The sequence below is a fragment of the Planomonospora antibiotica genome, from assembly GCF_014647955.1.
GTDB lineage: Bacteria > Actinomycetota > Actinomycetes > Streptosporangiales > Streptosporangiaceae > Planomonospora > Planomonospora parontospora.
Map to the genome: position 1 here is coordinate 12,560 of NZ_BMQE01000029.1, position 25,348 is coordinate 37,907.

General features: G+C 71.8%; 24 protein-coding genes. 13 read left to right on the top strand and 11 right to left on the bottom strand.

The annotated features are described in order from the left end of the window. Positions 1-351: 351 nt before the first annotated feature. Positions 352-1,884 carry a MobF family relaxase gene (mobF, locus tag IEZ06_RS23720; protein ID WP_189238894.1) on the bottom strand — a complete coding sequence of 511 codons (1,533 nt, stop codon included), beginning with the start codon at positions 1,882-1,884 and terminating at the stop codon, positions 352-354. 17 nt (positions 1,885-1,901) lie between these two features. Next, positions 1,902-2,759 (bottom strand): hypothetical protein, encoded by an 858-nt coding sequence (locus tag IEZ06_RS23725; RefSeq protein WP_189238895.1) that lies wholly within the window; start codon positions 2,757-2,759, stop codon positions 1,902-1,904. 835 nt (positions 2,760-3,594) lie between these two features. On the opposite strand from IEZ06_RS23725, the gene IEZ06_RS23730 reads away from it, so the two are divergent. The 3 genes from IEZ06_RS23730 (at position 3,595) to IEZ06_RS23740 (ending at position 6,382) form a co-directional block, all read left to right on the top strand. Continuing rightward, complete coding sequence (locus tag IEZ06_RS23730) at positions 3,595-4,389, top strand: 2,3-dihydro-2,3-dihydroxybenzoate dehydrogenase (RefSeq protein WP_189238896.1); 795 nt, start codon at positions 3,595-3,597, stop codon at positions 4,387-4,389. A 103-nt stretch (positions 4,390-4,492) separates the two neighbouring features. After that, complete coding sequence (locus IEZ06_RS23735) at positions 4,493-5,656, top strand: isochorismate synthase (protein WP_189238897.1); 1,164 nt, start codon at positions 4,493-4,495, stop codon at positions 5,654-5,656. An 84-nt stretch (positions 5,657-5,740) separates the two neighbouring features. After that, positions 5,741-6,382, top strand: coding sequence for an isochorismatase family protein (locus tag IEZ06_RS23740; RefSeq protein ID WP_189238898.1), 642 nt, complete (start codon positions 5,741-5,743; stop codon positions 6,380-6,382). 401 nt (positions 6,383-6,783) lie between these two features. Here IEZ06_RS23740 and IEZ06_RS23745 read toward each other — a convergent pair whose 3' ends face one another. From IEZ06_RS23745 to IEZ06_RS23765, 6 genes are read right to left on the bottom strand one after another with little or no spacing between them, the layout of a single operon-like run. Beyond that, a complete protein-coding gene (locus IEZ06_RS23745; RefSeq protein ID WP_307811740.1) occupies positions 6,784-7,938 on the bottom strand; it encodes a cytochrome P450 family protein in 1,155 nt (384 codons plus the stop codon). Continuing rightward, positions 7,902-9,332, bottom strand: a complete 1,431-nt coding sequence (locus IEZ06_RS36575) for a cytochrome P450 (protein WP_229798596.1) — start codon at positions 9,330-9,332, stop codon at positions 7,902-7,904. The genes IEZ06_RS23745 and IEZ06_RS36575 overlap by 37 nt, the downstream gene beginning before the upstream one ends. After that, a complete protein-coding gene (locus IEZ06_RS23750) occupies positions 9,329-9,940 on the bottom strand; it encodes a GTP-binding protein (protein ID WP_189238900.1) in 612 nt (203 codons plus the stop codon). The genes IEZ06_RS36575 and IEZ06_RS23750 overlap by 4 nt, the downstream gene beginning before the upstream one ends. Continuing rightward, positions 9,915-10,283: a DUF742 domain-containing protein gene (locus IEZ06_RS23755; RefSeq protein ID WP_068899731.1), complete on the bottom strand. Its 369-nt coding sequence runs from the start codon at positions 10,281-10,283 to the stop codon at positions 9,915-9,917. The genes IEZ06_RS23750 and IEZ06_RS23755 overlap by 26 nt, the downstream gene beginning before the upstream one ends. After that, positions 10,280-10,681: a roadblock/LC7 domain-containing protein gene (locus IEZ06_RS23760; protein ID WP_189238901.1), complete on the bottom strand. Its 402-nt coding sequence runs from the start codon at positions 10,679-10,681 to the stop codon at positions 10,280-10,282. The genes IEZ06_RS23755 and IEZ06_RS23760 overlap by 4 nt, the downstream gene beginning before the upstream one ends. Further along, the gene (locus tag IEZ06_RS23765; RefSeq protein WP_189238902.1) at positions 10,678-11,919 is read right to left on the bottom strand and encodes an ATP-binding protein; all 1,242 of its coding nucleotides are present in this window, start codon (positions 11,917-11,919) and stop codon (positions 10,678-10,680) included. The genes IEZ06_RS23760 and IEZ06_RS23765 overlap by 4 nt, the downstream gene beginning before the upstream one ends. A gap of 1,199 nt (positions 11,920-13,118) precedes the next feature. On the opposite strand from IEZ06_RS23765, the gene IEZ06_RS23770 reads away from it, so the two are divergent. Then, on the top strand, positions 13,119-13,409 hold the full coding sequence (locus tag IEZ06_RS23770; protein WP_189238903.1) for a UTRA domain-containing protein: 291 nt from the start codon (positions 13,119-13,121) through the stop codon (positions 13,407-13,409). A gap of 4 nt (positions 13,410-13,413) precedes the next feature. Further along, entirely contained in the window at positions 13,414-14,325 is a 912-nt protein-coding gene (locus tag IEZ06_RS23775) for a 1-aminocyclopropane-1-carboxylate deaminase/D-cysteine desulfhydrase (RefSeq protein WP_189238904.1), read from the top strand. 7 nt (positions 14,326-14,332) lie between these two features. Here IEZ06_RS23775 and IEZ06_RS23780 read toward each other — a convergent pair whose 3' ends face one another. The 3 genes from IEZ06_RS23780 to IEZ06_RS23790 form a co-directional block, all read right to left on the bottom strand. Continuing rightward, positions 14,333-14,602 (bottom strand): hypothetical protein, encoded by a 270-nt coding sequence (locus tag IEZ06_RS23780; RefSeq protein ID WP_189238905.1) that lies wholly within the window; start codon positions 14,600-14,602, stop codon positions 14,333-14,335. A 111-nt stretch (positions 14,603-14,713) separates the two neighbouring features. Continuing rightward, complete coding sequence (locus tag IEZ06_RS23785) at positions 14,714-15,337, bottom strand: 2'-5' RNA ligase family protein (protein ID WP_203872097.1); 624 nt, start codon at positions 15,335-15,337, stop codon at positions 14,714-14,716. Positions 15,338-15,349: 12 nt separating this feature from the next. Then, positions 15,350-16,819, bottom strand: coding sequence for an NsdA family TPR-like regulatory protein (locus IEZ06_RS23790; RefSeq protein WP_203872098.1), 1,470 nt, complete (start codon positions 16,817-16,819; stop codon positions 15,350-15,352). A 240-nt stretch (positions 16,820-17,059) separates the two neighbouring features. Between IEZ06_RS23790 and IEZ06_RS23795 the strand changes: the two genes are divergently transcribed. The 8 genes from IEZ06_RS23795 (at position 17,060) to IEZ06_RS23830 (ending at position 25,345) form a co-directional block, all read left to right on the top strand. After that, entirely contained in the window at positions 17,060-17,251 is a 192-nt protein-coding gene (locus tag IEZ06_RS23795; RefSeq protein ID WP_189238906.1) for a hypothetical protein, read from the top strand. Continuing rightward, positions 17,244-17,621 (top strand): hypothetical protein, encoded by a 378-nt coding sequence (locus IEZ06_RS23800; protein WP_189238907.1) that lies wholly within the window; start codon positions 17,244-17,246, stop codon positions 17,619-17,621. Before IEZ06_RS23795 ends, IEZ06_RS23800 begins: the two co-directional genes overlap by 8 nt. A 392-nt stretch (positions 17,622-18,013) precedes the next feature. Beyond that, the gene (locus IEZ06_RS23805) at positions 18,014-18,160 is read left to right on the top strand and encodes a hypothetical protein (RefSeq protein WP_189238908.1); all 147 of its coding nucleotides are present in this window, start codon (positions 18,014-18,016) and stop codon (positions 18,158-18,160) included. Positions 18,161-18,582: 422 nt separating this feature from the next. Continuing rightward, positions 18,583-19,827 (top strand): methyltransferase, FxLD system, encoded by a 1,245-nt coding sequence (gene fxlM / locus IEZ06_RS23810; protein WP_189238909.1) that lies wholly within the window; start codon positions 18,583-18,585, stop codon positions 19,825-19,827. A 57-nt stretch (positions 19,828-19,884) separates the two neighbouring features. Then, on the top strand, positions 19,885-20,070 hold the full coding sequence (locus tag IEZ06_RS23815; protein ID WP_189238910.1) for an FxLD family lanthipeptide: 186 nt from the start codon (positions 19,885-19,887) through the stop codon (positions 20,068-20,070). Positions 20,071-20,151: 81 nt separating this feature from the next. After that, on the top strand, positions 20,152-23,232 hold the full coding sequence (locus IEZ06_RS23820; protein ID WP_189238911.1) for a lantibiotic dehydratase: 3,081 nt from the start codon (positions 20,152-20,154) through the stop codon (positions 23,230-23,232). 23 nt (positions 23,233-23,255) lie between these two features. Next, complete coding sequence (locus tag IEZ06_RS23825; protein WP_229798597.1) at positions 23,256-24,398, top strand: lanthionine synthetase LanC family protein; 1,143 nt, start codon at positions 23,256-23,258, stop codon at positions 24,396-24,398. Then, entirely contained in the window at positions 24,380-25,345 is a 966-nt protein-coding gene (locus IEZ06_RS23830; RefSeq protein ID WP_189238912.1) for a thiopeptide-type bacteriocin biosynthesis protein, read from the top strand. The genes IEZ06_RS23825 and IEZ06_RS23830 overlap by 19 nt, the downstream gene beginning before the upstream one ends. The last annotated feature ends 3 nt before the right edge of the window (positions 25,346-25,348 follow it).

A 25,348-nucleotide genomic window follows, 5' to 3' on the forward strand; every position in this document is an offset into this window, starting at 1 on the left:
AAGGCAGGGCGTACGCACCGGCGCGTCCATCGCCGGCCGCATCACCGCCCGGGTGCGACGGTCCACCCGGGAGCGTCGATCTCGTGAGCGGGCAATGAAGCCTTCGAACCCCTCGCCGTAGAGAGCCGCGTACCGCTGCCGGAAAAGTCTGCTTTCAACGGCGGTTCAACACCGACTTTGCTCCCTCGGCGGAACCGGTAGTCCGATCGCTGCCAGGGCGGCGACGGCGGCCGACGGGTTCTCCGTCTGGTGATGTCCGGCACGGGTCACCGCGTCGCGCGAGGACTTCGTGCGCGGCTCTGCCGCGGCAGGGGGCACCGAGCGACCCGCAGGGACTGGCGGCGCCTGTGGTCAGAACGCCACCGTATAGCGTTCGTGGTTGGTCAGCGTGCTGGCCGCCGCCGTGGGCAGCGCCACCACGCCCGGGCAGTTCACGACCTGCCGGACGAGGTGCTCGGCATCGCTCACCGCCGCCAAGCCGCCGGGCAGCGCATCGATGACCGCCGCAAGGACCTGCGCGCGGCTCCAGATGCTCGGATCGGTGTCGGTATCGGTGTCCAGTGGAGCAGCGAAGACCTGCGCGGCGAGCTGATCGGCCGGTGGCACCGGCGGCGGCGTGCGGGAGCCGGTCAGGCAGGCGGCGACCAGCGCGCGCGGGTCCACGCCGAGGTCGCGGCTCTGCTGTCGCCAGGCCTGGCGCAGCCGGTGCGGCGCCGCGGACGCGGTCAGCTCCTCCACGGTGTGCAACCGCGCGGCGGCCCGCGCGCCGGTCTCCGCCGTGGCGGGATCATGGCCGTGCTCGTTCAGGTAGGCCGCCACCCGATTGCGGCGTTTGGAAAAACGATCACGCAGGTGCGCGGGGATCCGGCTGATCTCCCACGCTCCGGTCACCGGGGCCACCTCCAAGGTGATGGCGCAGCGCTCGATGAGCAGCCTGCGCAGGCGGGCTTTGACCACTCGGTCGGCGGCCAGGGCATGCCGGTAGACGTCCCTGCCTCCCGATCCCGGGGCCGACCAACGCCCGTCCTGGCCGCGCACCATGTTGGCGATCACGACCCGGGCATGCAGGTGCGGATCAGGGACCTGCCCGTCGACGGCGTGGGCCGTCTGGCCGAAACGCACCCAGCCCAGCAGGCCGGTGCCGGGCATGCGGCGGGCGCGGTGGCCCTCCCCGTTTTTGCCGCGCAGCCCGTACCCGGCCCAGCCGCTCAACGCCTCGACCGCGTCATGGACGGCGATCGTGAAGGCCTCAAGGATCTGCTCGGCCAGCGGCGCATCCGCCAGCCCGTAGAGCACGGAGATGCTTTTCGGCAGGTCGAACAGCAGCTCATAGCCGCGGTTGCCGATGCGGACCCGGCGGGTGCGCTCCCGCAGGGCGCAGGCGATCTGCTGGGCGTCGTACAGCCGCTCCAGGCCGGTGCCGGCCGCCGCGGCCAGTCGGCGAGCCTCGTCGACGGGCAGCCGGAGGCCGGGACCACGGCGTTCCAGGGCGCGCTGCAGCCGCAGCGCGCGCTGCGCCGCCCACTGATTGCCGATGAGGCTGTCGGGCACGGTGAGACCGTGACGTTCGGCGCGCTCGACCAAGACCTGCAGGAGGGGCGCGGCCGGAAGCATCGCATCGGGATGGGTGCGCATCGCCGGGGCGACCAGCTGCCGGCCGGTACGCGGGTCGCGGCCGCTCATCAGGTCCCGGGCCATACCGTGCTGGTCCCAGGTCACGGGGGCACCTGCGGTGAGGCCGACCTCGGCCAGGCCGGAGCCGATCCACCACAGGGCGGCACCGCCCAGCGGCACGACGGGAACCGCGGACGCTGCGAGCTCGGCGGGCGCGGCGGGATCGTCCGGGAACTCCCCGGTGCGCAGCCGCTGGTCGATCGCGCTCATCGCCGGTCCCAGAACCGTCACCCACCCCACGACGGTTCCCCGCTGCCGGTGAGCACGGTGGTGCGGGCGGGCGCCGGCCGTACACCCGGCGGACGAGAGTGCGGCGGGCCCGGCCGTTCGCTGCGCGGGCGCACCATGACCGGCGGGGCCGACTCGATTGGCGGCCGCGCGGCCTGCAGCAGCGCCTGCCAATCCCGGCGCTGGGCGTGGATGGCGGCCAGCTGCTCGGCGCGGTGGCGATGGGCGCCCAGCCGCACCGCCGCCTCATCCAGCGAGCAGGTGCTCCGCTTCCAGCCCGCGGGACCTCGGACGGCCAGTCCCGCGGCCGCCAGGGTGCGCAGCGCCTTGGTCGTAGTGCTGCGCGACAGCAGCGCTTGCCGCGCCAGCTGGCTGGAGCCGACGTCGGTAGCCGACAGCGTCTCGTACAGCAGCGCGGCGGATGCGCCGAGGTAGCTCACCGCGGGATGAACGGTTTCGACATGCGTGGAGCGCCACGCCCACGCGCCGAGGTGGTGCTTGTAGGCCTGCGGTGTCCGCAGGCGGTAGCGGTCGCCGTACTTGCCGCGCCCGACGACCGTGCGCACGAGGAGCGGGTCGTCCTCCTGGCGCAGCAGGGCCAGATTCAGGGCGACGGTGGAGGGATGCAGGCCGGTCATCAGCGACAGCGACCGGACGCCGAACGCCGGCGCCATGGTGGTGCCCAGGCGCGCGGCCACGGCGATGGCCCGCAGCAGCACCCGCACACCTGCCGATCCCTTGCCCCAGCCAGCGCGGCGCTCGGGGTCGGACTCGGCGGTCCACACCACGGTGAGCCACCGGGAGGCGCCGCGGCGCGCAGCGGGGTCGGCCTCCTCAAGAGGGGGCGGCCCGGGCAAGGCCAGCGGTGGGGCGCAGGCCTGCAGCGGGAACGGCGGCAGGGACGCTGCTCGTCGGGGCGCGGGATGAAGCTCCGGGCGCGAGGACGAACTCGCCGCCGTGGGAGGTACCGACGCCAGGGGCATTGCCATATGTCACCTCAAAGGACAGGGGTCGGGAGGCGGTGCGGGGCGGGGTGGGCCCGCGCCGTGAGTGACCTGCCGGGTTCCAGTAGCAGGGGGCCGCCACCTCCAGCGCGCTTACTATGTCATATGACAGATGTCAGGAAAATAGTAAATATTGGAATGAGGGGAACTCGCATTCCTTCGCCACCGGCAGCGAGGGGATTCGGCCGGTCGGCAGCACGTCCCCCTGCCTGCGCCGCCCTGTCGGGCCGCACCGGCCCCTTCTCGCCGGTGCGACGGATGACCGGCGGCAGATTCCGTACCTTTTCACCAGCATGGCGATCGCACCCGGCCCCGCAGACGAGGCCCGCTGCAGGACCTGACAGAACCAGTCAAGGCGACGGTGTCAGGGGTGAAGAATGCCCCGCAGCTTTCAACTCCGCTTTCAGTCGCCCGCTCTGTCCACGTGACGCCCGGCAGGCACCCGGCGCGCGACAGGAGTCAAGGGAGCTGCGATGAGCTGCAGGAATACTCCCGACGTGAGGCTTCTGCATCACCGCCCCGCCCTGCATATAACGAACAGATCACGCTATGGAATCGGGGATGTCACGCCCATTCCGCACACCTCGATCTTGACTCTACATTGACAAGCCTTGTCAATACGATGGCGGTCCACCACCGGACGCCACCACCACCCCGCGCCACCAGATCCCACCCACGGAGCCGCCCCATGCCCACCTCCACCGCCCCCGCCCCCGGTATCGCCGGACAGATCGCGGTCGTCACCGGCGCCGCCCAGGGCATCGGCGCCGCCGTCTGCACCGCCCTGGCCACCGCAGGCGCAAAAATCGCCGCCCTCGACATCGACGCCCGCCTGCAGCAACTCGCCGACAGCCTGCCCGGCACCCACCCCTACCATCTCGACGTCCGCGACGGCCCGGCCGTCACCGCCACGATCGACGCCATCGAACGGGAGATCGGCCCCATCGGCATCCTGGTCAACGTCGCCGGCGTCCTGCACACCGGCCCCGTCGCCACCATCACCGATGAGGACTGGCACCAGACCTTCGCCGTCAACACCGACGGCGTCCTGCACACCTGCCGCGCCACCGCCCCCCACATGATCACCCGCCGCACCGGAGCGATCGTCACCGTCGCCTCCAACGCCGCCTCGGTGCCGCGGATCGGCATGGCCGCCTACGCCGCCTCCAAGGCCGCCAGCGCCGCCTTCACCCGCTGCCTCGGCCTGGAGCTGGCCCCCTACGGCATCCGCTGCAACACCGTCTCCCCCGGCTCCACCGACACCGCCATGCTGCGCGCGCTCGCCGCAGACCGCGATCCCCAGAACGCACGCAACGCCGTCGTCAACGGCGACCCCGCCGCCTTCCGGATCGGCATCCCGCTGGGCCGCATCGCCACCCCCGGCGACATCGCCGACGCCGTCCTCTTCCTGGCCTCCGACCAGGCCCGGCACATCACCCTGCAGGAGCTGTTCGTCGACGGCGGCGCCTCCCTGCGCCCCTGACCCGACCCCACCTCACCTGCCACCCCCCGCGCTCCTACTCCCCGGCCCCTTCTTCTCACCCACCCGGCGTACCACCCGCCGACCCACCTTCCGGAGCATCCCCATGGCCCCCTCCACCCTGTCCACCCGGCGCCGCCTGGCTCCGCCGGCCGCCGCACCCGCAGCAGCGCCCACCCTGACCGGCTACCGGCCCGGCACCTCGGTGCTGTTCACCGCGCCCGGCCAGACCCTGCTCACCCAGGGCCACCGCGACCTCATCACCGCCCCCTTGCCCGACCTACCCGACCGCGTCGCCACCGCCCTGGCCGACGCCCCCGCCGGATCGCTCGCGACCGGCGCCATCACCTTCGACGGCGCCACCTCCCACCTCATCGTCCCCGAGCACGTGACCTGGTCCGGCCCATTTCCCTCGGTCCGGACCCGCCGCTCGCCCGCCGCCTGGACCATCACCCCGGTGCCCACCGCCGAGCACTACCTCACCAGCGTCCAGCGCGCCCTGGACCTCATCACCGGCGGCTCCCTCGACAAGGTCGTGCTCGCCCGCGCCCTGGACCTGCACGCCGACCAGCCCATCGACGTCCGCGACCTGCTCGCGCGCCTGACCGGCCGCGGCCGCCACGTCTTCGCCGTCCCCCTGCCCGACCAGCGCACCCTCCTGGGCGCCAGCCCCGAGCTGCTGATCTCGCGCCACGGCCGCCAGATCACCACCATGCCCCTGGCCGGCTCGGCCGCCCGCTCGACCGACCCGCTCACCGACCGCCAGCGCGCCCAGCAGCTGCAGCGCTCGGTCAAGGACCGCCACGAGCACCGCCTGGTCATCGACGCCATCGCCGACGCCCTCCAGCCGTACTGCACTTACCTGCACGTCCCCTACGAGCCGACGCTGCTGCCCACCCCCACCATGTGGCACCTGGCCACCACCATCACCGGCCGCCTGCGCGACGAGGTCCCCAGCCTCACTCTGGCCGCCGCCCTGCACCCCACCCCCGCCATCTGCGGCACGCCCACCGCCGCCGCCCGCACCGCCCTCACCGACCTCGAACTCCTCGACCGCGGCTTCTACGGCGGACTGGTCGGCTGGACCGACGCGACCGGCGACGGCGAATGGGCCCTGACCATCCGCTGCGCCGAGACCCGAGGCCGCACCCTGCGGCTGTGGGCCGGAGCCGGCATCGTCACCGGCTCCGACCCCGAACACGAGCTCGCCGAGACCTCCGCCAAGTTCCGCACCCTGCTGCAAGGCCTCGGCGTGACCGCCTTCGTCTGACCCGCCGCTTCACCGCCCGACGGCCCGCTCACCCGGGTCGACCGGCGCCACCGCACCCGACCGACCGCACCCAGGAGACCCCTCGTGGCCATTCCCGCCATCACGCCCTACCCCATGCCCACCCACGCCCCGGCCTCGCCGCTGCCCTGGCAGCTGGACCCCCGCCACGCCGCCCTGCTCATCCACGACATGCAGACCTACTTCCTGACCCCCTACCAGGGCCACTCCCCCGCCCCCGACCTGCTCGCCAACATCGCGCGACTCCGCGAACACTGCACCGACCTGCACATCCCGGTCATCTACTCCGCCCAGCCCGCCGCCCAGACCCGCGCCGAGCGCGGCCTGCTGCAGGATCTGTGGGGGCCCGGCATCCGCACCGCCGCCGAGGCCGCCATCACCGGCGCCCTGGCGCCCCGCGACGGCGACATCGTGATCACCAAGCGGCGCTACAGCGCCTTCCAGCGCACGCCCCTGGCCGAACTCCTGATCGAACGCGGTTGCGACCAGCTGATCGTCTGCGGCGTCTACGGCCACATCGGCATCGCGGCCACCGCGACCGAGGCGTTCATGCGCGACGTGCAGCCGTTCCTGGCCGTCGACGCGATCGCCGACTTCACCGCCGCCGACCACGAGCAGACTCTGCGGCATGCCGCCGCCCGCTGCGCCGCCACCCTGACTACCAGCGACATCGTGCACGCGCTGACGGCGGCCGAGTTGCTGCTGTAGGGGCACCGGTGCCGGTGTTGATCTTGCTATGGCTGTTTGTTTTAATCGAAGACATTTCCTTTACGATGTAGATTTATCTCGGGAGCTCTGGAGGCTTGCCACCGGGAAACCCGCCGCACAGCTCCAATCGCACAAGAGGTCTTCCGGGCGACAACGAACGTAAGCGCGCGGACCCGCACGCCTCCCCCCACGATCCGCCACGCGAGGAGAACACCCCTCCCCCGCCCTGCTCCATCAGGCGACGTTCGCCTATCCGCGGATGAGCCATAGCGGCGGGCCGAGTGCCTGGCGGGCGACCCCGCCCACAGAAGCGGCGCCGCCCACCAGGCACCCGGCCCGGACCTATCTGACTCGATGATCAGGCCCGCATCCCACTCACTGCTGAGCGGCGGGCGCTCCACTCAGCCGACGTGGGCCGGTCGCAGGATGACCGGCAGGGTGCGGGGGCCGTTGGCGATGAAGGAGTCCAGCGGTTGCAGGTCCTCGGAGCGAATGGCCAAGGTGAGGTCGGGGAAGCGGCCGAACAGCGCGTCCAGGCCGGTGCTGGCCTCCAATTGGGCCAGGGATGCGCCCAGGCAGTAGTGCACGCCGTAGCCGAACGCCAGGTGTTCGGCGCGGGTGGCGCGGGTGAGGTCGAAGGCGTCGGCGTTCTCGCCGTGCTGGATCGTGTCCCGGCCGGCGGCGGCGTATCCGGCGAGGATCGGCTCCCCCTTGCCGATCGTGATGCCGTGCTCCTGCAGGACGATGTCCTCGACCGCGTACCGCAGGGGCAGACTGGCCACGGGCGCCTGCCAGCGCAGGGTTTCCTCGATCGCGTCCGTCCAGGAGGCGCGGCCGGTGCGGACGGCCTCCAGCTGGTCGGGATGGGTGAGCAGGGCGACCAGGGTGTTGGCGATGAGGTTGACGGTGGTCTCGTGCCCGGCGGCGATCATGAGGAACAGGGTGTCGACGAGCTCGGCCTCGCTCAGCCGCGAATCGCCGTCCTCGTCCCGGGCGGCGATCAGGTCGCTGGTCATGTCGTCGCCGGGCTTCTCCCGTTTGGCGGCGATCAGGCCGGTCAGCAGGGTGTAGGCGTCGCGCTGGGTGGCGAGGATCTCTTCGGGGTCGGCGCTGGTGTGGAAGACGCTGTCGACGACGCGGCGGATGTCGTCGCGGGAGGATTCGGGCAGCCCGAACAGCTCGGCGATGACCTGCATGGGCAGCTGGTAGGCGAAGGCCTCGCGCAGGTCCACGGTCTGGCCGGGCGGGACAGCGGCCAGAGTGTCGAGCAGGCCGGTGGTGATCTGCTCGACACGGGGGCGCAGCGCCTGGATGCGGCGCGGGGTGAACGCCGGGGAGATCAGCCGGCGCAGCCGCCGGTGCTCGGGACCGTAGGCGGTGAACATGTTGGTGACGGCCACCCACGTGTACAGGGGCCAGTCCTGCGGGACCTCACCGGCGGCGAAGGCGGGCCAGTGCTGGCGCGGGTCCTTGGAGACGCGCGGGTCGGCCAGCAGAGTGCGCAACAGCTTGGAGTCGGTCACCGCCCATGCCTGGATGCCGCCCGGAAGTTCCACCAGCGTCGCCGGGCCGGCGGCGCGGAGGCGGGCGGCCTCGCCGTGGATGTCGGCGCCGGTGGCGTCGATGCGGTAGGGGCAGGCGGGGGCGGTGTCCATGCGGGCTCTCCAATGACAGGCGGGCAGACGGGGGTGAAGTGCACGGGCAGGGCGGTCAAGGCGCGATGGAACGGGCCTTGGCGCCATTGCAGGTCGGCGGCGGCCACGGCCGATCGCACGTCGGGCAGGCGGTCCAGGAGCCGTTCGATGGCGACGGTGGCGATCAGACGGGAGGGGTCTTTGGCGGGGCAGGCGTGCGGCCCTGCGGAGAACGCCAGGTGGGCGCGGTTGCCGACCCGGCTGGTGGCGGCGTTCAGCTTCGGGTCGGTGTTGGCGGCGGCCAGGCTGACGACGACCGGGTCACCGGCGCGCAGGGGAACCCCGCGCAGGGCGACGTCGTGCCGGGGGTAGTGGACGGCGTAGTTGGCCATGGGCGGGTCCAGCCACAGCACCTCTTCCAGGGCCGCGTCGACAGGGGTGGTGCCGCCGGACAGGTTGCCGGCGAAGCGGTCATCGGCCAGCAGCAGCCACAGGGCGTTTCCGATCAGGTTCTGCACCGGTTCGGTGCCGGCCGCGATCAGCAACGTGCACTGGTGGATCATCTCCTCGTCGCTCAGCCGGGCCGGGTGGGCCATCAGCCAGGACGTCACGTCCGGGCCCGGCTGGGCGCGTTTGGCGCCGATCAGGTCGACCATGTACCGGGTGAACAGCGCGTCGCCTTCGATGGCGCCGTCGCCGCCCTCGAACATCTTGGCCAGGGCGGCCAGCAGCCGGGTGCCGGCGTCGTCGGCCTGGCCGAACAGGGCGTTGATGGTGAGCACCGGCAGGACGGCGGCGTAGTCGCCCAACAGGTCGGCCTGGCCGCGGGGGGCGAAGGCGTCGATGAGCCGGTCGGCGGTGCGGGCGACGGAGCCGTGCAGGACGTGCGGGTCGACGCGGGCCAGGCTGTCGGTGATCGCCTGGCGGTAGCGGCTGTGCGCCGGTTGATCGGAGAACAAGGCGTTGGGCCGGTAGCCCATCATCGGGACGACGGAGCTGTCGGCGGGAACCTCACCGCAGGCCAGCGCGCGCCAGTTGCGCGGGTCCTTGGAGTACAGGTGCGGGCTGCGCAGCACCTCCAGCGCGGCGTAGTAGTCGAGCACCAGCCAGGCGTACACGCCGGGGGCGAGTTCGACCGGGGCGACGGGTCCGCGGGAGCGGCGCAGCCGGTCGTAGACCTCGTGGGGGTCGGCGGCGAATTCCGGTCCGTACAGCGGCGTGATCGGCGGCTGGCCGACGTCGCGGACGGCCGAAGGCGGGCCGGTGTCGCCCGGTGGGACGGCGGGAGGCGGGATGCGGTGGCGGGCGGAGGTCATGCGGGCTCCTTGGTGGCGCGGGTCAGCAGGTACTGCACGAGGGTGATCAGCGCCTGGGCCGCGGAGGGACGGTGGCGGGCGTCGCAGACGACCAGGGGGGTCTCCTCCAGCAGGTCCAGGGCGCCGCGCAGGGCCGCCAGGTCCACCTCGGGGGCGTCGTCGAACCGGTTGACGGCCACGGCGTAGGGCAGGCCGTGTTCTTCGACCATGTCCATCACCGGGAAGCAGGCCTCCAGGCGGCGCGGGTCGGCCAGGACCAGCGCGCCGAGCGCTCCGTAGGCCAGGTCGCGCCACAGGGGGTGGAAGCGTTGCTGCCCGGGGGCGCCGAACAGGTACAGCACCAGGCTGCGGTTGAGGCTCAGCCGGCCGAAGTCCATCGCCACGGTGGTGGTGTTCTTGCTGCTTGCTCCGGCCAGGTCGTCGACGACGGCGCCGGCCTGCGTCATGATCTCTTCGGTGCGCAGCGGTTCGATCTCCGATATGGCGCCCACCAGGGTGGTCTTGCCGACGCCGAAGTTGCCTGCGATGAGGATCTTCACCGAGCGTTCCACCGCGGCGTCGAGATAGGCCGTCTCGTGGCGTTCAGACGACCAGGGCGCGGAGCCCATCTAATACCTCCTGCAGCAGTTGGATGTCGGGGCCGTGGGTGGTGGACGCGGGCGGGCGGGTGGCCAGGAGCCCGGCGTCGACCAGGTCTGCGAGGAGGACCTTGGTGATGCTGACGGGCAACGCCAGGTGGGCGGCGATCTCGGCCACCGACAGGGCGCCGCCGCGGCACAGTGCCAGCATCCGGCGTTTTTCCGGGCCGGTGGCGGGGTCGCCTCTGCTGGCGGGGGCATCGGCGACGGTGACCACCAGCGTCACCAGGTCGAGGGGGATACGGGGGTGCGCGCGGCCGCCGGTCACCACATACGGCCGTACCAGGTCGCTGTCGCGGCGGGCCCCGGTCATGGGCGAGGTGCGGTGCCGTTGCGGGGCGGATTGGTCATCTCCCGGCCCAGCCGGTCGACGAGCTGGTGCAGGCGGTGGCTGATCATCGGCAGGTCCACGTCGCTCGTGCAGGAGACCGCCAGGTAGGAGCCCGTTCCGGCCGCCGTGGTGAGCAGGTAGCCGGTGTCGAACTCGACCAGGGTCTGCTGCCAGGGGGCGTGCGGGCTGTCGGCGCAGAATTCCGCGGTGCTGCGGCTGAGGGACTGCAGTCCCGCCAGGGCGGCGGCGAACTTGTCGGCCGCGTCCCGGGGGATGCCGGCCGAGTGGACGTCCACCAGGCCGTCGGCGGTCAGCACGATCGCGTGCCGGACACCGGGCAGGTTGACGAGGTCGTTGAGCATCCAGGCAGGGGTGGTCATGAGAGCGGGTTTCCTTCTCGATCGGGCGAGGCGGCGGTGCGGGCGGCGCGCGGGGCCTGCTGGAAGGCGGCCGCGACCGCGGCGGCCTGTTCCGGGCTGCGTGGCGGCGCGCCTGTCACGGCGGGCTGGGGCTGCTGAAGCACCGGATCGGCGGCCCGGCGGCGGCGCTGAGGGTAGAGCCCCGCAGGCGGCGACTGGGCGGGAGCCGAGACCGGCGGTGGAGGCAGGGCGGGGGCGTCCTGAGCGCTCGGGTGGGCCAGCAGCGCGGTGGGCAGCAGGATGACGGCGCGCACGCCCCCGTAGGGGGATTGGGAGTCCACCGTGACCTGGAAGCCGTAGCGGCGGGCCAGTGCCCCGATGACGGGGAACCCGATCTTCGGGGGGTCACCGAGCCGGGTGATGTCCACCGGCTGGGCTCCGGACAGGATCTCGGTGGCCTTCTGCTTGTCCTGCTCGTGCATGCCGATGCCGCCGTCGTCGATCACGATGGCCGCGCCGTTGTGCACCCACTTGATGCTCACCTCGACGCCGGTGGTGGGCGGCGAGTGGCGGGTGGCGTTGTCCAGCAGCTCGGCCACGGCCAGCACCACCGGTTCGACCACCCGGCCGACCACCAGCTGGTCGGTTTGCGCGGCGGTCTGCACCCGCAGGAAGTCACGGACACGCGAGATGGCGCCCCGTACGACGTCCTCCAGCGCGACGTCGCCGCGCTGCTGTCCCGGCCAGGCGCCGCACAGCACCGCGACCGCCTGGGCGCGCCGGCTGATCTGGGCGTTCATGTGATCGATCCCCAGCAGCGCGTCCAGGATGCCCGGATGGTCGTAGCGGCTTTGCATGTCGGAGATGGCGCGGCGCTGCTCGCTGGTCAGGCCCTGCAGGCCCCGCATCGTGGCCTGCAGGGTGGCGCGTGCGGCCTGGTCGGCGCGGGCCAGCGCGGAGCGGACGTGGTGGTCCAGCTGTTGCATCGCCGCCTGCATGCTGTGGCCGTATTCGGTGGCGGCCAGGTGTGCGTGCAGCGGTCCGGGCACCGGTACCAACGGCTGGAACAGGGATTCGGCCAGCGCGGGGAGCCGGACCTCCACCAGGTGGCGGGCTTCCTCATCGCGGGCGCGCAGTTCACCGAGCAGGGCGGTGTGCTGGTGGCGCAGGGCGGCGGCCACGCGCCACTGGTGCACCGCGATCGCCACAGCGGCTACCAGGCACAGCGCGAGGAGCACCTCGATCAGGGGGTGCGGCATGGCAGGTCCTCAAGGGGTCGGGGGCGGCAGGCGCGTCGTGGATGTTCCAGCAAGGGGCGCTCCCTGGCGCTCCGGAGTTGTGCGGACCGACCGGCACCGTGAGGGAGGTACTGGCCGGCCCGCACGCGCACACCCTGAGAGCCGATCCTGTCGGGGGTGTGCGGGTAAGGGGAGCGCGGTGGTCCGCGCCGGTTGGAGAGCTGGTCGCCGCGCTGGTCTGGGGGTCGGGCCAGCGCGGTGCAGCAGACGAACTGGAGGGATCTTCCCCGGGGTGTCCTGGGGCGGACGGCACGGCTCCGGCCTTCCTGACCCCGGGAAACAGGAGCAGGTCCCGATCAGGCGGCCCTCCTTGATTCAGTCCGCAGGGAATCCCCCGGCATTCGTGTGCGTCAGATCGCACCTGAGGGAGATTTCCGGCATGTTTCGGTCAAACGCACGTTTACTGCCATCCGGGCATGGAACAGAGGTTCGCTGTTCGGATGTGCGGTCGTCATTGATGCCTCTATTGCGTCAGGGAGGGAAGTCAAGGACAGAGAAGGGGCGAACCTCGGAGTCCGCAACGCGAACACACGGTGGACAATGTGACTGACTGCGTTCAACGGAACACGCCAGGGCATCGAGACATGCGAACAAGGAGAAGTCATCACCGTCGGGGCTCGGCTGCGTCCGAGGAGGCCCCGCCGCACCCGCACCCTCTTAGGCGTCAATCGGACCTGCGGGCGCACGCTTCGCCGTACTGCACGTTGATTCATGCGAACCCTCCCATGCCTGCACGCACCAGGTGATCATGCTGTCCAGGTAGCGATTATGGACCATACGCAAACCCGCATGAAAGACGAATACACAACAAATATCAGAAAGCTCGCGACATATCTTCTTGCCATGTGGACCGGCAAGCTCCCATCGGCCGGTCACAGCACTACGGCAGCCGCGTTAATCACCGATGGAGGACGCGCTACGACTTGATGGGCGCATAGGGTCAATGACCTGGTCAAGCCGACACAGTGATGCCACGAACTGCGAGATAGCCGGAGCGGTATCGATGGGCCACACGTCACGCGGAGAGGCATCATCCGGATGTGTTGCTATCCAACGCCGCGAACGCGCTCGGGTTTGGGATTGTTCATCGCAGCCGACGCAGGCTTATCGTCGAGCGCACCATCTACATCGAGCGCGTCACCTATCCGTAAGCCCTCGTCGTGGGCACCGAGCTGGCCCTCACCAGCAGATCCACCACCGAAACCCACATCCTGCCGGCCGTGTGCAACCTGATCGACCTCAACACCGCGCGCATCGCTCAGTACGTCAACGCCCGTGCCGCCACTGATGATGAGGCCGAAACGCTGAAGGTCCGTGACACCGTCTCCGTGCTCGAGTTCACCCGCATCACCAGCGCGGCCGACGGCCGACCCGTCGAACTGCTGCACCGCGTCTACAACGGCGACCGGGGCCGCATCGTCACGGAGCCGCCGGGCGCCGTGGCATCCTGAGATCATGACCCGACCCGGGCATGATCTGAGCGAACTCGACTGGATTCCCTACTCCCCTCTGGTCGAGCTGCACGACGCTCGGCTCACCCGCTTCGGCATCCGCGTGCTCCTGAAACGCGACGACCTGATCCATCCCCTGCTGCCGGGCAACAAGTGGCGCAAGCTGAAACACAATCTGACGCGGGCCGCCGCTCTCGGGCACGACACCCTGCTCACCTTCGGCGGCGCCTACTCCAACCATGTGCGGGCCGTCGCAGCCGCCGGCGACCGCTTCGGGTTCAGGACCATCGGCGTCATCCGCGGTGAGGAGCACCTCCCGCTCAACGATGTCCTCACCTTCGCCACCGGCTGCGGGATGAGGCTGACCTACCTGGACCGCACCACCTACCGCACCAAGCACACCACGGCCGTCACCGAGGAGCTTCGACGGTGCTTCGGCTCGTTCTACCTGCTTCCGGAGGGCGGCAGCAACGACCTGGCCGTGCGCGGCTGCGCCGAGCTTCCCGCAGAGATCGACGTGCCGTTCGACATCATCTGCTGCCCGGTCGGCACTGGCGGCACACTGGCCGGGATCGCCGCCGGCCTGGCCTCTGACCAGCGCGCTCTCGGATTCTCCGTGCTGAAAGGCGGCCGGTTCCTCGCGGATGACGTCGCCCGGCTCCAGATGGACGCTTACGGCCGCACCTTCACCAACTGGGAGATCGACCACGGCTTCCACGCCGGCGGCTACGCCAAGCGCAGCGCCGACCTGGAGGTGTTCATCGCCGACTTCGCCGACCGGCACGGGATACTGCTGGACTGGATCTACGCAGCGAAGATGATGCGGGGTATCTTCACCCTCGCCGAGCAGGGCGCGTTTCCTCCCCAGAGCGTGATCGTCGCGGTGATCACCGGGCCGGTGGAGAAAGTACCGTAAGCGCAGTTCAGAGCTTGTGGTGGTACTGGCGCAGGTCGCGGGCCGACAGCGGCCGGTCCACCCACGACAGCTCCCACTCCCCAGAATTGACCTTGAAGTTCTTGCCGAATCCGAGCCACTTGCCGTGCATCGCCCGGCCCATCGGATCCACGAGCATCTGAAGTGTTCCGTGGTAGGTCGCGCCCTTGTAGTAACCGGTCGGCGAGGTCTGCTCCGTCCAGGTGCCGGGGGCGATCATGCCGTTCGCCGACAACTCCAGGCTCAGGCGCGACCTCATCGGGTGTGTCGCGCATCGTTACAGGAAGTTGATCTTCGGTGGACCTACCCGCGGGTCACGGGTACGCCGCTTCGCCCTGGTGGTTTCCAAGGCGAAACGGCGATCACTCGTCTATCTCTGCAGCAGCGGCACGGTGGCGTAGGTCTCCCACTCGTACATGCGCCGATCGCGGTTCAGCACGATCAGCTCCGCGCTGCGGATCTCCGCTACCGCAGGAGCAGCATCAACCGCGTCCAGAGCCGCCGCGACCGGCGAGGCAGGCCCATCCGCGTTGCTGTAGGCGATCGTCACGTGCGGAGCGAACCCTTCGGCCGGTTCAGGGACCTGCTCCCACACCTCGCCGATCGCCTCACGGATCGCCGAACGTACGGCGGCCGCCGGCGCGGCGGGGGTTCCTTCCCAGCGGATCGCCTCGGGGGTGATCTGCGGCCGGTCGAGCGTCAGCTCGAACGCCCGGATCGCGGCCAGGCGGGTGGCGGCCGCGGAAACAATCGCCTGCACGTCGTCCTCGGACACCTCGTCGACGAACCCGAGCCCTTGCATGGTCAGGTGCAGCCACCGATCCGGCACCAGATCCAGGCCGTCCACGCCCTTCAGTCCCTGGCGGTACTGCTCGGCGATCCGATGCACGTCCGGCGCATCGGTGAAGGTCATATGCCAGGTGTAGAAGCGGCGCCTCTGGCTCCAGCCGGGCCGCCACCACCAGTGATCCGCCATCCGCTGTTCATCGCTCATGCGGCCATCCCATCAAATCGCTTCCTCTCCCCGCGAGAGGGCAAGTACCCGCGGGGCTGACTCCAGGCACCATTCCTGAATCGCCGCCTGCAGACCGACCGCCGGCGTGCTGTCGGCCATGGCGGAGCGAGCCAGGGCAGCGCCCAGCTCCTGGACCCGGCGGGTCACCGGCTCCAGTCGTTGCTGCGGGGGCAGCGCGAAGACCGAGCGCAGCACCTCGGCCGCGCCGTCCGGTTGGCGCAACGTCAGGTGCGCGGCTGCCTGGACGATGCGGACCTGCGCGGCGGTGCCGTAGGCGCGCGGTTCCCGGCGGGCGAACGCCGCTTCGGCTTCGCGCAGCGCTTCGTCCGGCGAGCCGATGCGCAGCAGCACCGCCGAGGCGTAGTTCGCGCGGCGGAACTCCGGGCAGGCGAAGATCCCGCCGACCTCGTCGGTGCCGACCGCGTGATCGCGGGCGTCGGCGGCGCGTAGGACCGCCGTGCGGGCCTCCTCGGCGGCGCCCAGCAGGGACCAGGCGTCCGCCTCCTGGGAGGCGAGCATCACGCCCACGCTGCCCTGGGGGTTGTAGGTGGCGCCGCGGCGGGCGTAGGTGATGGCTTCTCGCAGCCGCCCGTCCCACATGGCGATCTTGCTGCGGGTGGACAGCACCCACGCCCGCAGTTCGTTGTTACCGGCGAGCTCGGCACACAGCCAGGCGGTACGGCCCTGGGTGTCGGCCCCTTGCATCTGGCCCAGGTCGGAGCTGATCCACGCCAGCAGCGCGCACAGGTACCCGGCCGCGGCGTACAGCTCGGTGGCCTGCCGCGGGTACTGGTGTCCCTCCAGCAGGGCGAACACCTGGTCACGGAGGCGACGGGCCTGAGTGAACACCGTCAGCGGGTCCTCGCTGAGGTAGGCGGTGGCCAGCGTTCGCGTGTCGGCGAGCAGCTGCTCCAGGGCGAAGTCCCCGACGTTCGTGGTCTCGGCCCAGGCCGCCCACACAGCGGACTCCGATGCCGCGGCGCGCACCAGCTCGGCCCCGGCGGGCGGCGGGCTTTCCGGCTCGGTCTCGGCCGGGGCGGGAGGGGGTCCGGTAGGCGGCTCGGGCCGCTGGAGCAAGAGGAGTTCCTCGGCCGGGAACGCCTGCCGGTCTTCCAGGTCGAGCAGGTCCTCGACCGCGCACCCGTAGACGTCGGCCATCAGGGTGAGCACCCGCAGCGTGGGCCGGCGTCCGGCCCGGTCAGGCCAGCGTTCCCATTTGCCGACCAGGGAGGCGTCACAGGCCAGCGCGCTGCCGGGGCGGGCGGCGGCGGCCGCGTCGATCCGGTCGGCGACCTGCTGGAGGGTCCAGCCGTAGGCGTGGCGCCACGCCTCCCGGGGGCGCATCCGCCAGCGTGTCCGCATCTCGGTGACGATCTCGGCCAGGCTGCACCCGGCCTCCTGCATCTCCTGGCGCAGAGCCTCACGCACGGCCTTGGCGCCGGGCTTGGCACGTGCTGACATCGGCCGCTCCCTGTAGCGGTGGCATCTGGCATCACGGTAACCGGGTACGGCCCGGCGTGACCGGGCCCGCTGAGAACGGAGTGTCCAAACCTCGCGCCGCAGCGCTTGGTTTCCGCAGGTGAAGGCTTCAGCGCGTGTCCAAAAGATATGGACACCACCGTCCGTGACCTTCCGTAGCAGAGATGGAACCGTAGGAGCATCCCCGCTCACGCACTTCCGATCCTCGAGGAAGTCCTCACGATGATCTCCGGCTCCGCCCCTCAGCAGTCCTCCTGCCCGACGCATGTGTCGGGTCACGGCATGTTCATGAGGCTGAACGCCACCGGCAGCGATGCCACGACGGTGTGGGTCAGCGACGGCGGCGTGATCCTCTACGGGCCGGACGGATCGCAGTCGGCGACGTTCACCGGGAGAGGGGGCCGCGATGCCTGAGCGGGACGCCGTCGCCGTGGCGGCCGAACAGACAGCCCGCCAGCTCACCGAGCTCCTGCGGAGCAGCCATCACGTCTCCGCGGATGTGCACCTGCTCGCGTCCGGCCACGCCCTGATCTCGGTATGGCACGGTCTGGTCGCCCGGACAGACGGCCGCGCCATCTGGTGGACCGCCCCCGCGGCCGCCATCCCGGGCAGGGACCGGCCGCTCCTCGTCCTGACCTTCACAGCCCAGGGCGCGGCCGCGCGGCTCACCAAGCACCGCGCCGCGCTCCGGGCCGACATCGTGGCACGTATCCGCGCGGGCACCGCCGGCACCCTCGCTGACCTCTACCTGGAAGAGATGACTTCTCATGCCGCGCCCGTATGACGCCGCCCATGCCGCCACAGCCCGCGAGCTTCAAGCCCGCACCGGAGGCCGCTGGGCGATCATGTGGGGACCATGGAGTGGCCGCTTCACCGCTTGGTATCTCTGCGACCCCGATGACTGCCCCACGGTCCATGACCGCACCCTCGAAGGCCTCTGGGACCGCATGGTCCGGGCCGAGGACGACCTCTGGCAGGCGCGCATGCTCCCCACGGCGCGCCTCCGGCCGACCACACCCATCAGGCCGGTGACGGGCGCCTGCCAGATCACCCCCCGCGGCCTCGGCAGTGACCACTCGGTGAAGGGGAGCGCAGTCCCCCAGCACCGACGCAGGTCTCGCCGAGGCCGCGGGCAAGCTTCATCCGTTTCCGCCGATCACCATGCTGGAGCCTGACATGCCCGAGAACTACATCCCCGCGCCCGTGTCCAGCGACCCCGCCGGCGAGCCCTCCACCGAGAAGGCTCCCCTGCCGCTGTCGGTACACCAGCTCCTCGGCGCGATGCCGGGCTTCGCAGGGATCCCCCCGCAGGCCGATCGGTGATCACACGCCGGAGCTTCCTCACCCTGCGGTGGATCCGTAGGCGCCTCCGGCAGCAGTCCGCGGCGGCCCGGCTCGTACACCGGTGGAACCTGCTGCCGGAAGACCTCACCACGGCGGCCGACCGGCTCAGCGTCCCGGGCCCTCCATGAGCCGGCGCGGCAGCGCGGGAACCCATTCGCCTCCTGCGCTGTCGCGCCGATCCACCCCCTGCGGGCACCGGGAGCCCGCAGGGCGCACAACGGCCGGACGGCACCAGGGCATGGAGCCGTCGAACCACGGCCGCCGGGTGCCTCCGGCAGGCGATTGCCCATCGGAGGCACCCGGACCACCTGAGGTATCTATGCTCGCGGCTCTGGCCGATCGCGAACCCGACCTGAACAACCGCACCGCAGGACCGCACCTACGACCGAAGGAACCCGCAGATGACCATGGAAACGAACGCCGACGTCACCCCCTCCGCCGAGCTGCTGCGCGAGGCCCTCGTCCAGCAGCTCCGCAAGCAGGGGATGATCGTCAGCGACCGGGTCGCTGACGCCTTCTCCACGGTGGAGCGGCACCGGTTCGTGCCAGAGGAAACACCACTGGAGGTCGCGTACAACGCGAACGACGCAGTGGCGACCAAGCGGGACGAACACGGGGCGATCATCTCCTCGGTCTCCGCGCCGTTCATCCAGGCCCAGATGATCGAGCAGGCCGAACTCAAACCTGGCATGAGCGTTCTGGAGATCGGCAGCGGCGGCTACAACGCCGCGCTCCTGGCCGAGGTCGTCGGCACCAAGGGCCGCGTCGTCAGCATGGACATCGACCCGGAGGTGACCGACCGGGCCAGCGCCCTGCTGGACGCGGCCGGATACGGCAGCCGGGTGGAGGTCGTGCTGGCCGACGCCGAGCACGGCGTGCCCGCCTCCGAGCCGTTCGACGCAATCGTGGTCACCGTGGGGGTCTGGGACATTCCCCCAGCGTGGCTGGAGCAGCTCACTCCGGACGGCCGCCTGGTCGTACCGCTGCGCATGAACGGGATCACCCGCTCGATCGGGTTCCGCCGGGAGGGCGACCACCTGGTGAGCACCTCAGCCGAGGTGTGCGGTTTCGTCGCGGTCCAGGGGGACGGCGAACACCCCGACCGGATCTTCCAGCTCCCCGATGGCCATGGCCGCCACATCAGTCTGCGGTTCGACACCGGCGCCCCGGAGGACCCGGCCCTGCTGAACGGGGTGCTGGCGACCGAACGCACGACCGCGTGGTCCGGCGTCACGACCAAGCACGGCGTCTCGTTCGCCGACCTGCACCTGTGGTTCGCGTCCTTCCTGCCCGGCTTCTGCCGGGTCGCCGCCGACGACGGCACCGACCTGGCCGCCGAGCGCGGCACCTGGTTCCCCTACGGGGTCGTACACAAGGACGCGTTCGCCTACCTGGCGGTGCGCCCGGCCCTGGAGGGCCGCGGCGCGGAGTTCGGGGCAGGTGCCTACGGGCCGCCAGCCTCCGCGCAGGAGGCGGCGACCGCGATGGTCGAGCAGATCCAGGCATGGGACCGCCACGCCCGCAGGAGTTCCCCCACGTTCGCTTTCTGGCCGAACGGCAGCGACCCCACCCAGATCCCGAAGGACGCGGTCGTTCTTCCCAAGGCCCACGGCCTGGTCACGATCTCCTGGCCCGCGATGAGCTGACCGCCACGCGAGCCAGGCGCACCACACCCAACCCCCAAGTGAGGAGTGTGATCGGCAATGGCACCACTGACCCTCGACCCCACGGTCGAGGACCCCACCGTCGGCGACGACGAGTTCGTGCTGGACATGCAGGTAGTGGAGTCCACCACCCCGCTCGTCATCATGATGTGCGACACGAGTGACGGCTGCGGCCAGTCGTGCAGCACCACCGCGTGCACCACCAGCTCGCTCGACCCGTCCTGACCCACCCCGTACCGCCGGCGCCTTCACCTCGGGCGCCGGCGGTACGGCTTCCGGCTCGGGGGGACAAGGAGGTGCACCACCATGATCACGTTCACGCGCTACCAGCACACCGGCCTGGCCCTGGTACGCGCAACGACAGACCCCGGCGGCCTGGAACCGCCGACGCACCTGGACCTGTCCGACCCGGCCGTAACCGATCGGGACGGCCGGGAATGGCTAGCGGCGGTGTGGTCGCGCAGAGAGGTCCGTGAGGCCTTGCAGATGGCCAGCCCCGCCCTCGCGGCGCGAACCGCTCAGCTCCTGGGCTCCGGCACCGCATCGGTCAAGGACCTGCGCCGCGCCATCACATCCGTGAGCTCCTACCTGCTGCGCTGGCAGCGCCGCGCCACCCCGTTCGGCCTGTTCGCCGGAGTCGCCGCCGCGACCATCGGGCCCGCGGCGGCGAAGGTCGGCACCGATCACCGCGTCCTGGTCCGCGCGGACGCCGAATGGGTGCAGGAGCTGGTTGACCGGCTCGAATCGCATCCGGGCCTGCGCCCGGCCCTGACGGTGGTGGCCGACAGTACCGCGATCGTCCGCGACGGCCGTATCATCGTGGCCCGGCAGGCGGAGATCGGCGCCCGCACGCCGGGGCCGCCCCGGGAGGTCTCCACCCGCCACACCCGGCCCGTGCAAGTCGCGATGGCTGCCGCCGCCGCGCCGATCCGCTTCGACGCCCTGGCCGCCCACCTGGCCGCATACTTTCCCGCCGCCGCGCTGGAGAAGATCTCCGGCCTGCTGCACGCGCTGGTTGACCAGCGCATCCTGATCACGAGCCTGCGCCCGCCGATGACGGCCGCTGACCCCCTGACCCACCTGATCAGTGCGCTGCGCGCGGCCGGAGCCGCCCACGTGAGTGACGTCGCGGCGGTCCTGGCCGAGCTGGAGGACATCAGCGCCCGCTTGACCCGCCACAACACCAGCCCCGACCCGCAGCAGGCCGTACGGCTTCGGACCTCGGCCGCCGAGCAGATGACCGCGCTGGCCCCCGGCACCGGGCCGGTCCTGGCCGCCGATGTCCTGCTGGACGCCCGCGTCAGCATCCCCGAGCGGGTGCTGGAGGAGGCCGCACTCGCCGCCGGGGTCCTGCTGCGCATCGGCACCAAGCCCTTCGGGACGGCGGCGTGGCTGGACTACCACGCCCGGTTCCGCGCCCGCTACGGGCCCGGCGCCCTGGTGCCGGTGCGGGAACTGGTCGCCGACTCCGGGCTCGGCTACCCCGGCGGGTACCTCGGGGCGCCGCGGGCCCGGCCCACCTGGCGGACGTTGACGGAGCGCGATACCACCATGCTGGCGCTGATCCAGCGGGCCGCCCTGAACGGCGCGCAGGAGATCGCCCTGACCGACGCCGACGTGCAGGCGCTGACCGTGGGCGATCACGGTGACATGGTGCCGCCGCAGCGCATCGAGTTCGGCGCCGCCCTGCATGCCGCTTCCACCGCGGCGATCGACGCCGGACAGTTCGAGCTGTGGGTCACCGCCTCGCCCCGCGCGTACACGAGCATGGCCGGACGGTTCGCGCCGCTGCTCGACGGCGCCGACCGCGACCGGCTGGCCGCCTCCTACGCCGCCGCCGGCGACGATGACGCGGTGGTGGTGCAGGTGTCGTTCCCTCCCCGGCGCCCGCACAACGCCAACGTCACCCGCGTCCCCCGGCTCGTCCCTGCGGTGGTGTCCCTGGCCGAGCACCCGGACGGCGACGGGCAGGTGATCGGTGTGGACGACCTGGCGGTCACCGCGGATGCCGCCCACATGTACCTGGTGCAGCGCTCCACCGGGCGGCGGGTCATCCCCCGGATCCCGCACGCGCTGGACACCGCGGTCCAGAGCCCGCCGTTGGCGCGGTTCATCGCCGAGGTCGCCGACGCCCGCAGCGCGGTGTTCGGCCCGCTCGACTTCGGGGCCGCCCGCGTCCTGCCGTACATCCCGCGCATCCGCTACCGGCGCACCGTGCTGGCTGCTGCCCGCTGGACTCCCACCAGCAGCGACCTGCCGACCTCCCCTACCGGCCGGGACTGGGAGAGCGTGCTCGGGGCTTGGCGGGGCCGGTGGCAGGTGCCGGCGCGGGTCGTATTGTGCGCCGGGGAGCTGCGCCTGCCCCTCGATCTGGACCAGCCGCTCGATCGTGCTCTGCTGCGGGCACGGCTGGAGCGCACCGGCCGGATCGAGCTGACCGAGGACGGCGGGCAGGCCGGGCAGGGATGGATCGGGCGGCCGGCCGAGCTGCTGATCCCGATGACGCTGGTGTCCCCGCCGCCGCGGCGCTTACCGGTGATGGCGGCGCCGGGCGCGCTCCTTCGGCCCGGGGCTTCCCCGCTGGTGCATGCGCAGCTCGTCGGTAACCCGGCGCGGTTCGACGAGCTCCTCACCCGCCGCCTGCCCGCCTTCGTCGCCGGTCTCGACGGCCTGGTGCAGCGCTGGTGGGTGTCTCGGTACCGGAACATGGTCCGCCCGGAAGCCGATCAGTATCTCGCGGTGACCCTGCGGTTGGCCGACCCCGCCCTGTACGGGCCGGTCGCGGAGCGGTTGGCGGCCTTCGCCGCCGACCTGCACGCGCGTGGTCTGCCCGCGCACCTGACCTTGGCGTCTTTGCCGCAGCATCCGGCCCGCTACGGCGACGGTCCGGCTCTGGAGGCGGCCGAGCAGGTGTTCGCCGCTGACACGGCCGCCGCCGTCGCCCAGCTGGCCGTGGCCGGAGCCTCCGGGTTGCCCGCCCAGGCGCTGGCCGCCGCGTCGATGGCGCACCTGGCCGCGCACTTCACCACCGATCCCGTATCCGGGTACCGGGCGCTGCTCGACTGCCTGCCCCAGCAGACCGGGCCGCTGGAACGCGCCCTGCGCGACCACGTCCTTCGCCTGGCCGCCCCGGGCGAGGAGTTCCCGGTGGTGCGGGCCCTGCCCGGCGGTGATGCCGTGGCGGCCGCGTGGCAGGTCCGGCAGGCGGCGCTGGCCGCCTACCATCACGCCCTGGCCGCCCAGCGTGACCCGGCCACCGTGCTGCGCACTCTGCTGCACGAACACCACGTGCGCGCGGTCGGGGTCGATCCCGAAACGGAGAAGGTGACCGGCCGACTGGCGCGTGCCGCAGCGCTGCGCGCCCTGGCCCTGGCCGGTGCCCTGTGACCGGCGCGGCCACCGGCCCAGTGGTGCTCACCGCCCAGGAGACGGCCCGGCAATCCCTGGCGGCCGGGATGGCCGGAACGGCGCTCCTGCCCATCGAGTGCGCCCTGGCCGGGACCGGCGACTGGGCAAGCGCGCACGCCCGCATCCGGCAGGCGACGGCCGGTCCGGTCGATGCCGCCGCGCATGCCGGCCTGTACTACGGGGTGCCCGCCCTCGCGTTCGTGCTGCACGCCGCGGCCTCCGGCGGGCACCCCGGCTACCGGTCGGCGGCCGAAGCCCTGGACGGGCACGTGCACCGCCTGACCCGGCGGCGCCTGACGGCCGCCACCGGCCGGATGCGAAACGCCAAACCGGCGACGTTCCGCGAGTACGACCTGTTCTACGGGTTGGCCGGGCTCGGCGCCCTGTTGCTGCTCCGGGCGCCCGGCAGCGACACGCTCGCCGACGTCTTGGACTACGTCGTCCAGCTGACCGAGCCGCGCCGCGACGGGCTGCCGGGCTGGTGGGTGGATCACAACCCGGACCCGATCCGGCCGACCCCAGGCGGGCACGCGAACTCCGGCATGGCGCACGGCGCGGCCGGGCTGCTCGCTCTGCTCGCCCTCGCCCTGCGCCGCGGCTGCGTGGTCGGCGGCCAACGCGAGGCGATCGAGCACCTGTGCGGTTGGTTCGACCGGTGGGAACAGGAGTCGGTGGACGGTCCGTGGTGGCCGGAGTGGGTCACCCGGCAGGAAATCCGCGCCGGCCGTCCCGCCCAGCCTGGCCCCGGGCGGCCGTCGTGGTGCTACGGGGCGCTCAGCATCGCCCGCGCCCAGCAGCTCGCCGCCCTCGCCACCGGCGACCACGCGCGGCGCACGGCCGCCGAGGAGGCCCTGGCCGCGTGCCTGACCGACCGGCAGCTCAACCGCATCACCGATGCGGGTCTGTGCCACGGCATGGCCGGGGTGTATCAGACCGCCTACCGGGCCGCCCTCGACGCCCAGGGCCCCGCGATCAGCCGGCGGCTCCCCGCGGTGGCCGCCGCACTGGCCCAGCACGCGCAGGCCGCCCCGGACGGTGAGGCCGGGCTGCTGACCGGAGCCACCGGGGTGGGCCTGGCCTTGGAGACCGTACGGCGCAGCGCGCCGCCGCACTCGGGATGGGACGCATGCCTACTGATCACCTGACCACCGCCCCGCCGCACGAGCTCGCCGCCGGGGTGCTCGCCGTCCTGGCGGGCGCGGACCCGGTGGCCACCGCCGCCGACCTCGGCATCGACCGCGCGGATCTCGATGACGCCGTGGAGGCGTACCAGGCGGCCGGGCTCGCCGCGCTGGAGCGACGCGCCGAACGGGAGTGCTACCAGGTGCGGGTCGAGTTCGCCGGCTGGGACACCGCGGAGACGGTCGGCGCCCGGCGGCTCGGGCCGCGCCTGGATGAGCTCCACGCCTCCGGGTCCGTGGCCGGCTGGTGGTTCCTGCGCAAGCATCCCTGCTGGCGGGTGCGGCTGCACGGCGCGGACACCGCAGCAGTGGACCAGGTGCTCGATGAGCTGACCGCCGGCGGGCTGGTAGCCCGCTGGTGGCCGACCGTGTACGAGCCGGAGACCGCGGCCTTCGGCGGACCTGCCGCCATGGACATCACCCACACGCTGTTCTGCGCCGACAGCCACGGCGTGCTGGACTACGCGCGGCAGAAGACGCCGGGCCTGGGCCGCCGCGAGTTGTCCGTCCTGCTGGTCAACGCCCTGCTGGGCGCGGCCGGGCTGGACTTCTTCGAGCGCGGCGACGTCTTCGCCCGGGTGGCGAAGATCCGGCCCGCGCCCTCGGCCGCCGACCACGCCCGCCTCACCGACCTGGTGAGCGGCCTGCGCACCCTGCTGTCCGTCCCGGCGATGGGCAGCGCCCTGTTCGCGCCCGGCGGGCCGGTCGCGTTCGCCGCGCCCTGGCTCGCCGCATTCGAGACGGCCGGCCGCCGGCTCGGTGAGGCGGCGGCCGCGGGCCGCTTGGACCGCGGGGTGCGCGCCCTCCTGGTCCACGTCGTGATCTTCCACTGGAACCGGTTCGGCTTGTCCGCCGCCACCCAAGGCGTCCTCGCTCGCGCGGCGAGTACCGCCGTCCTCCCGAGGAGTTGACCT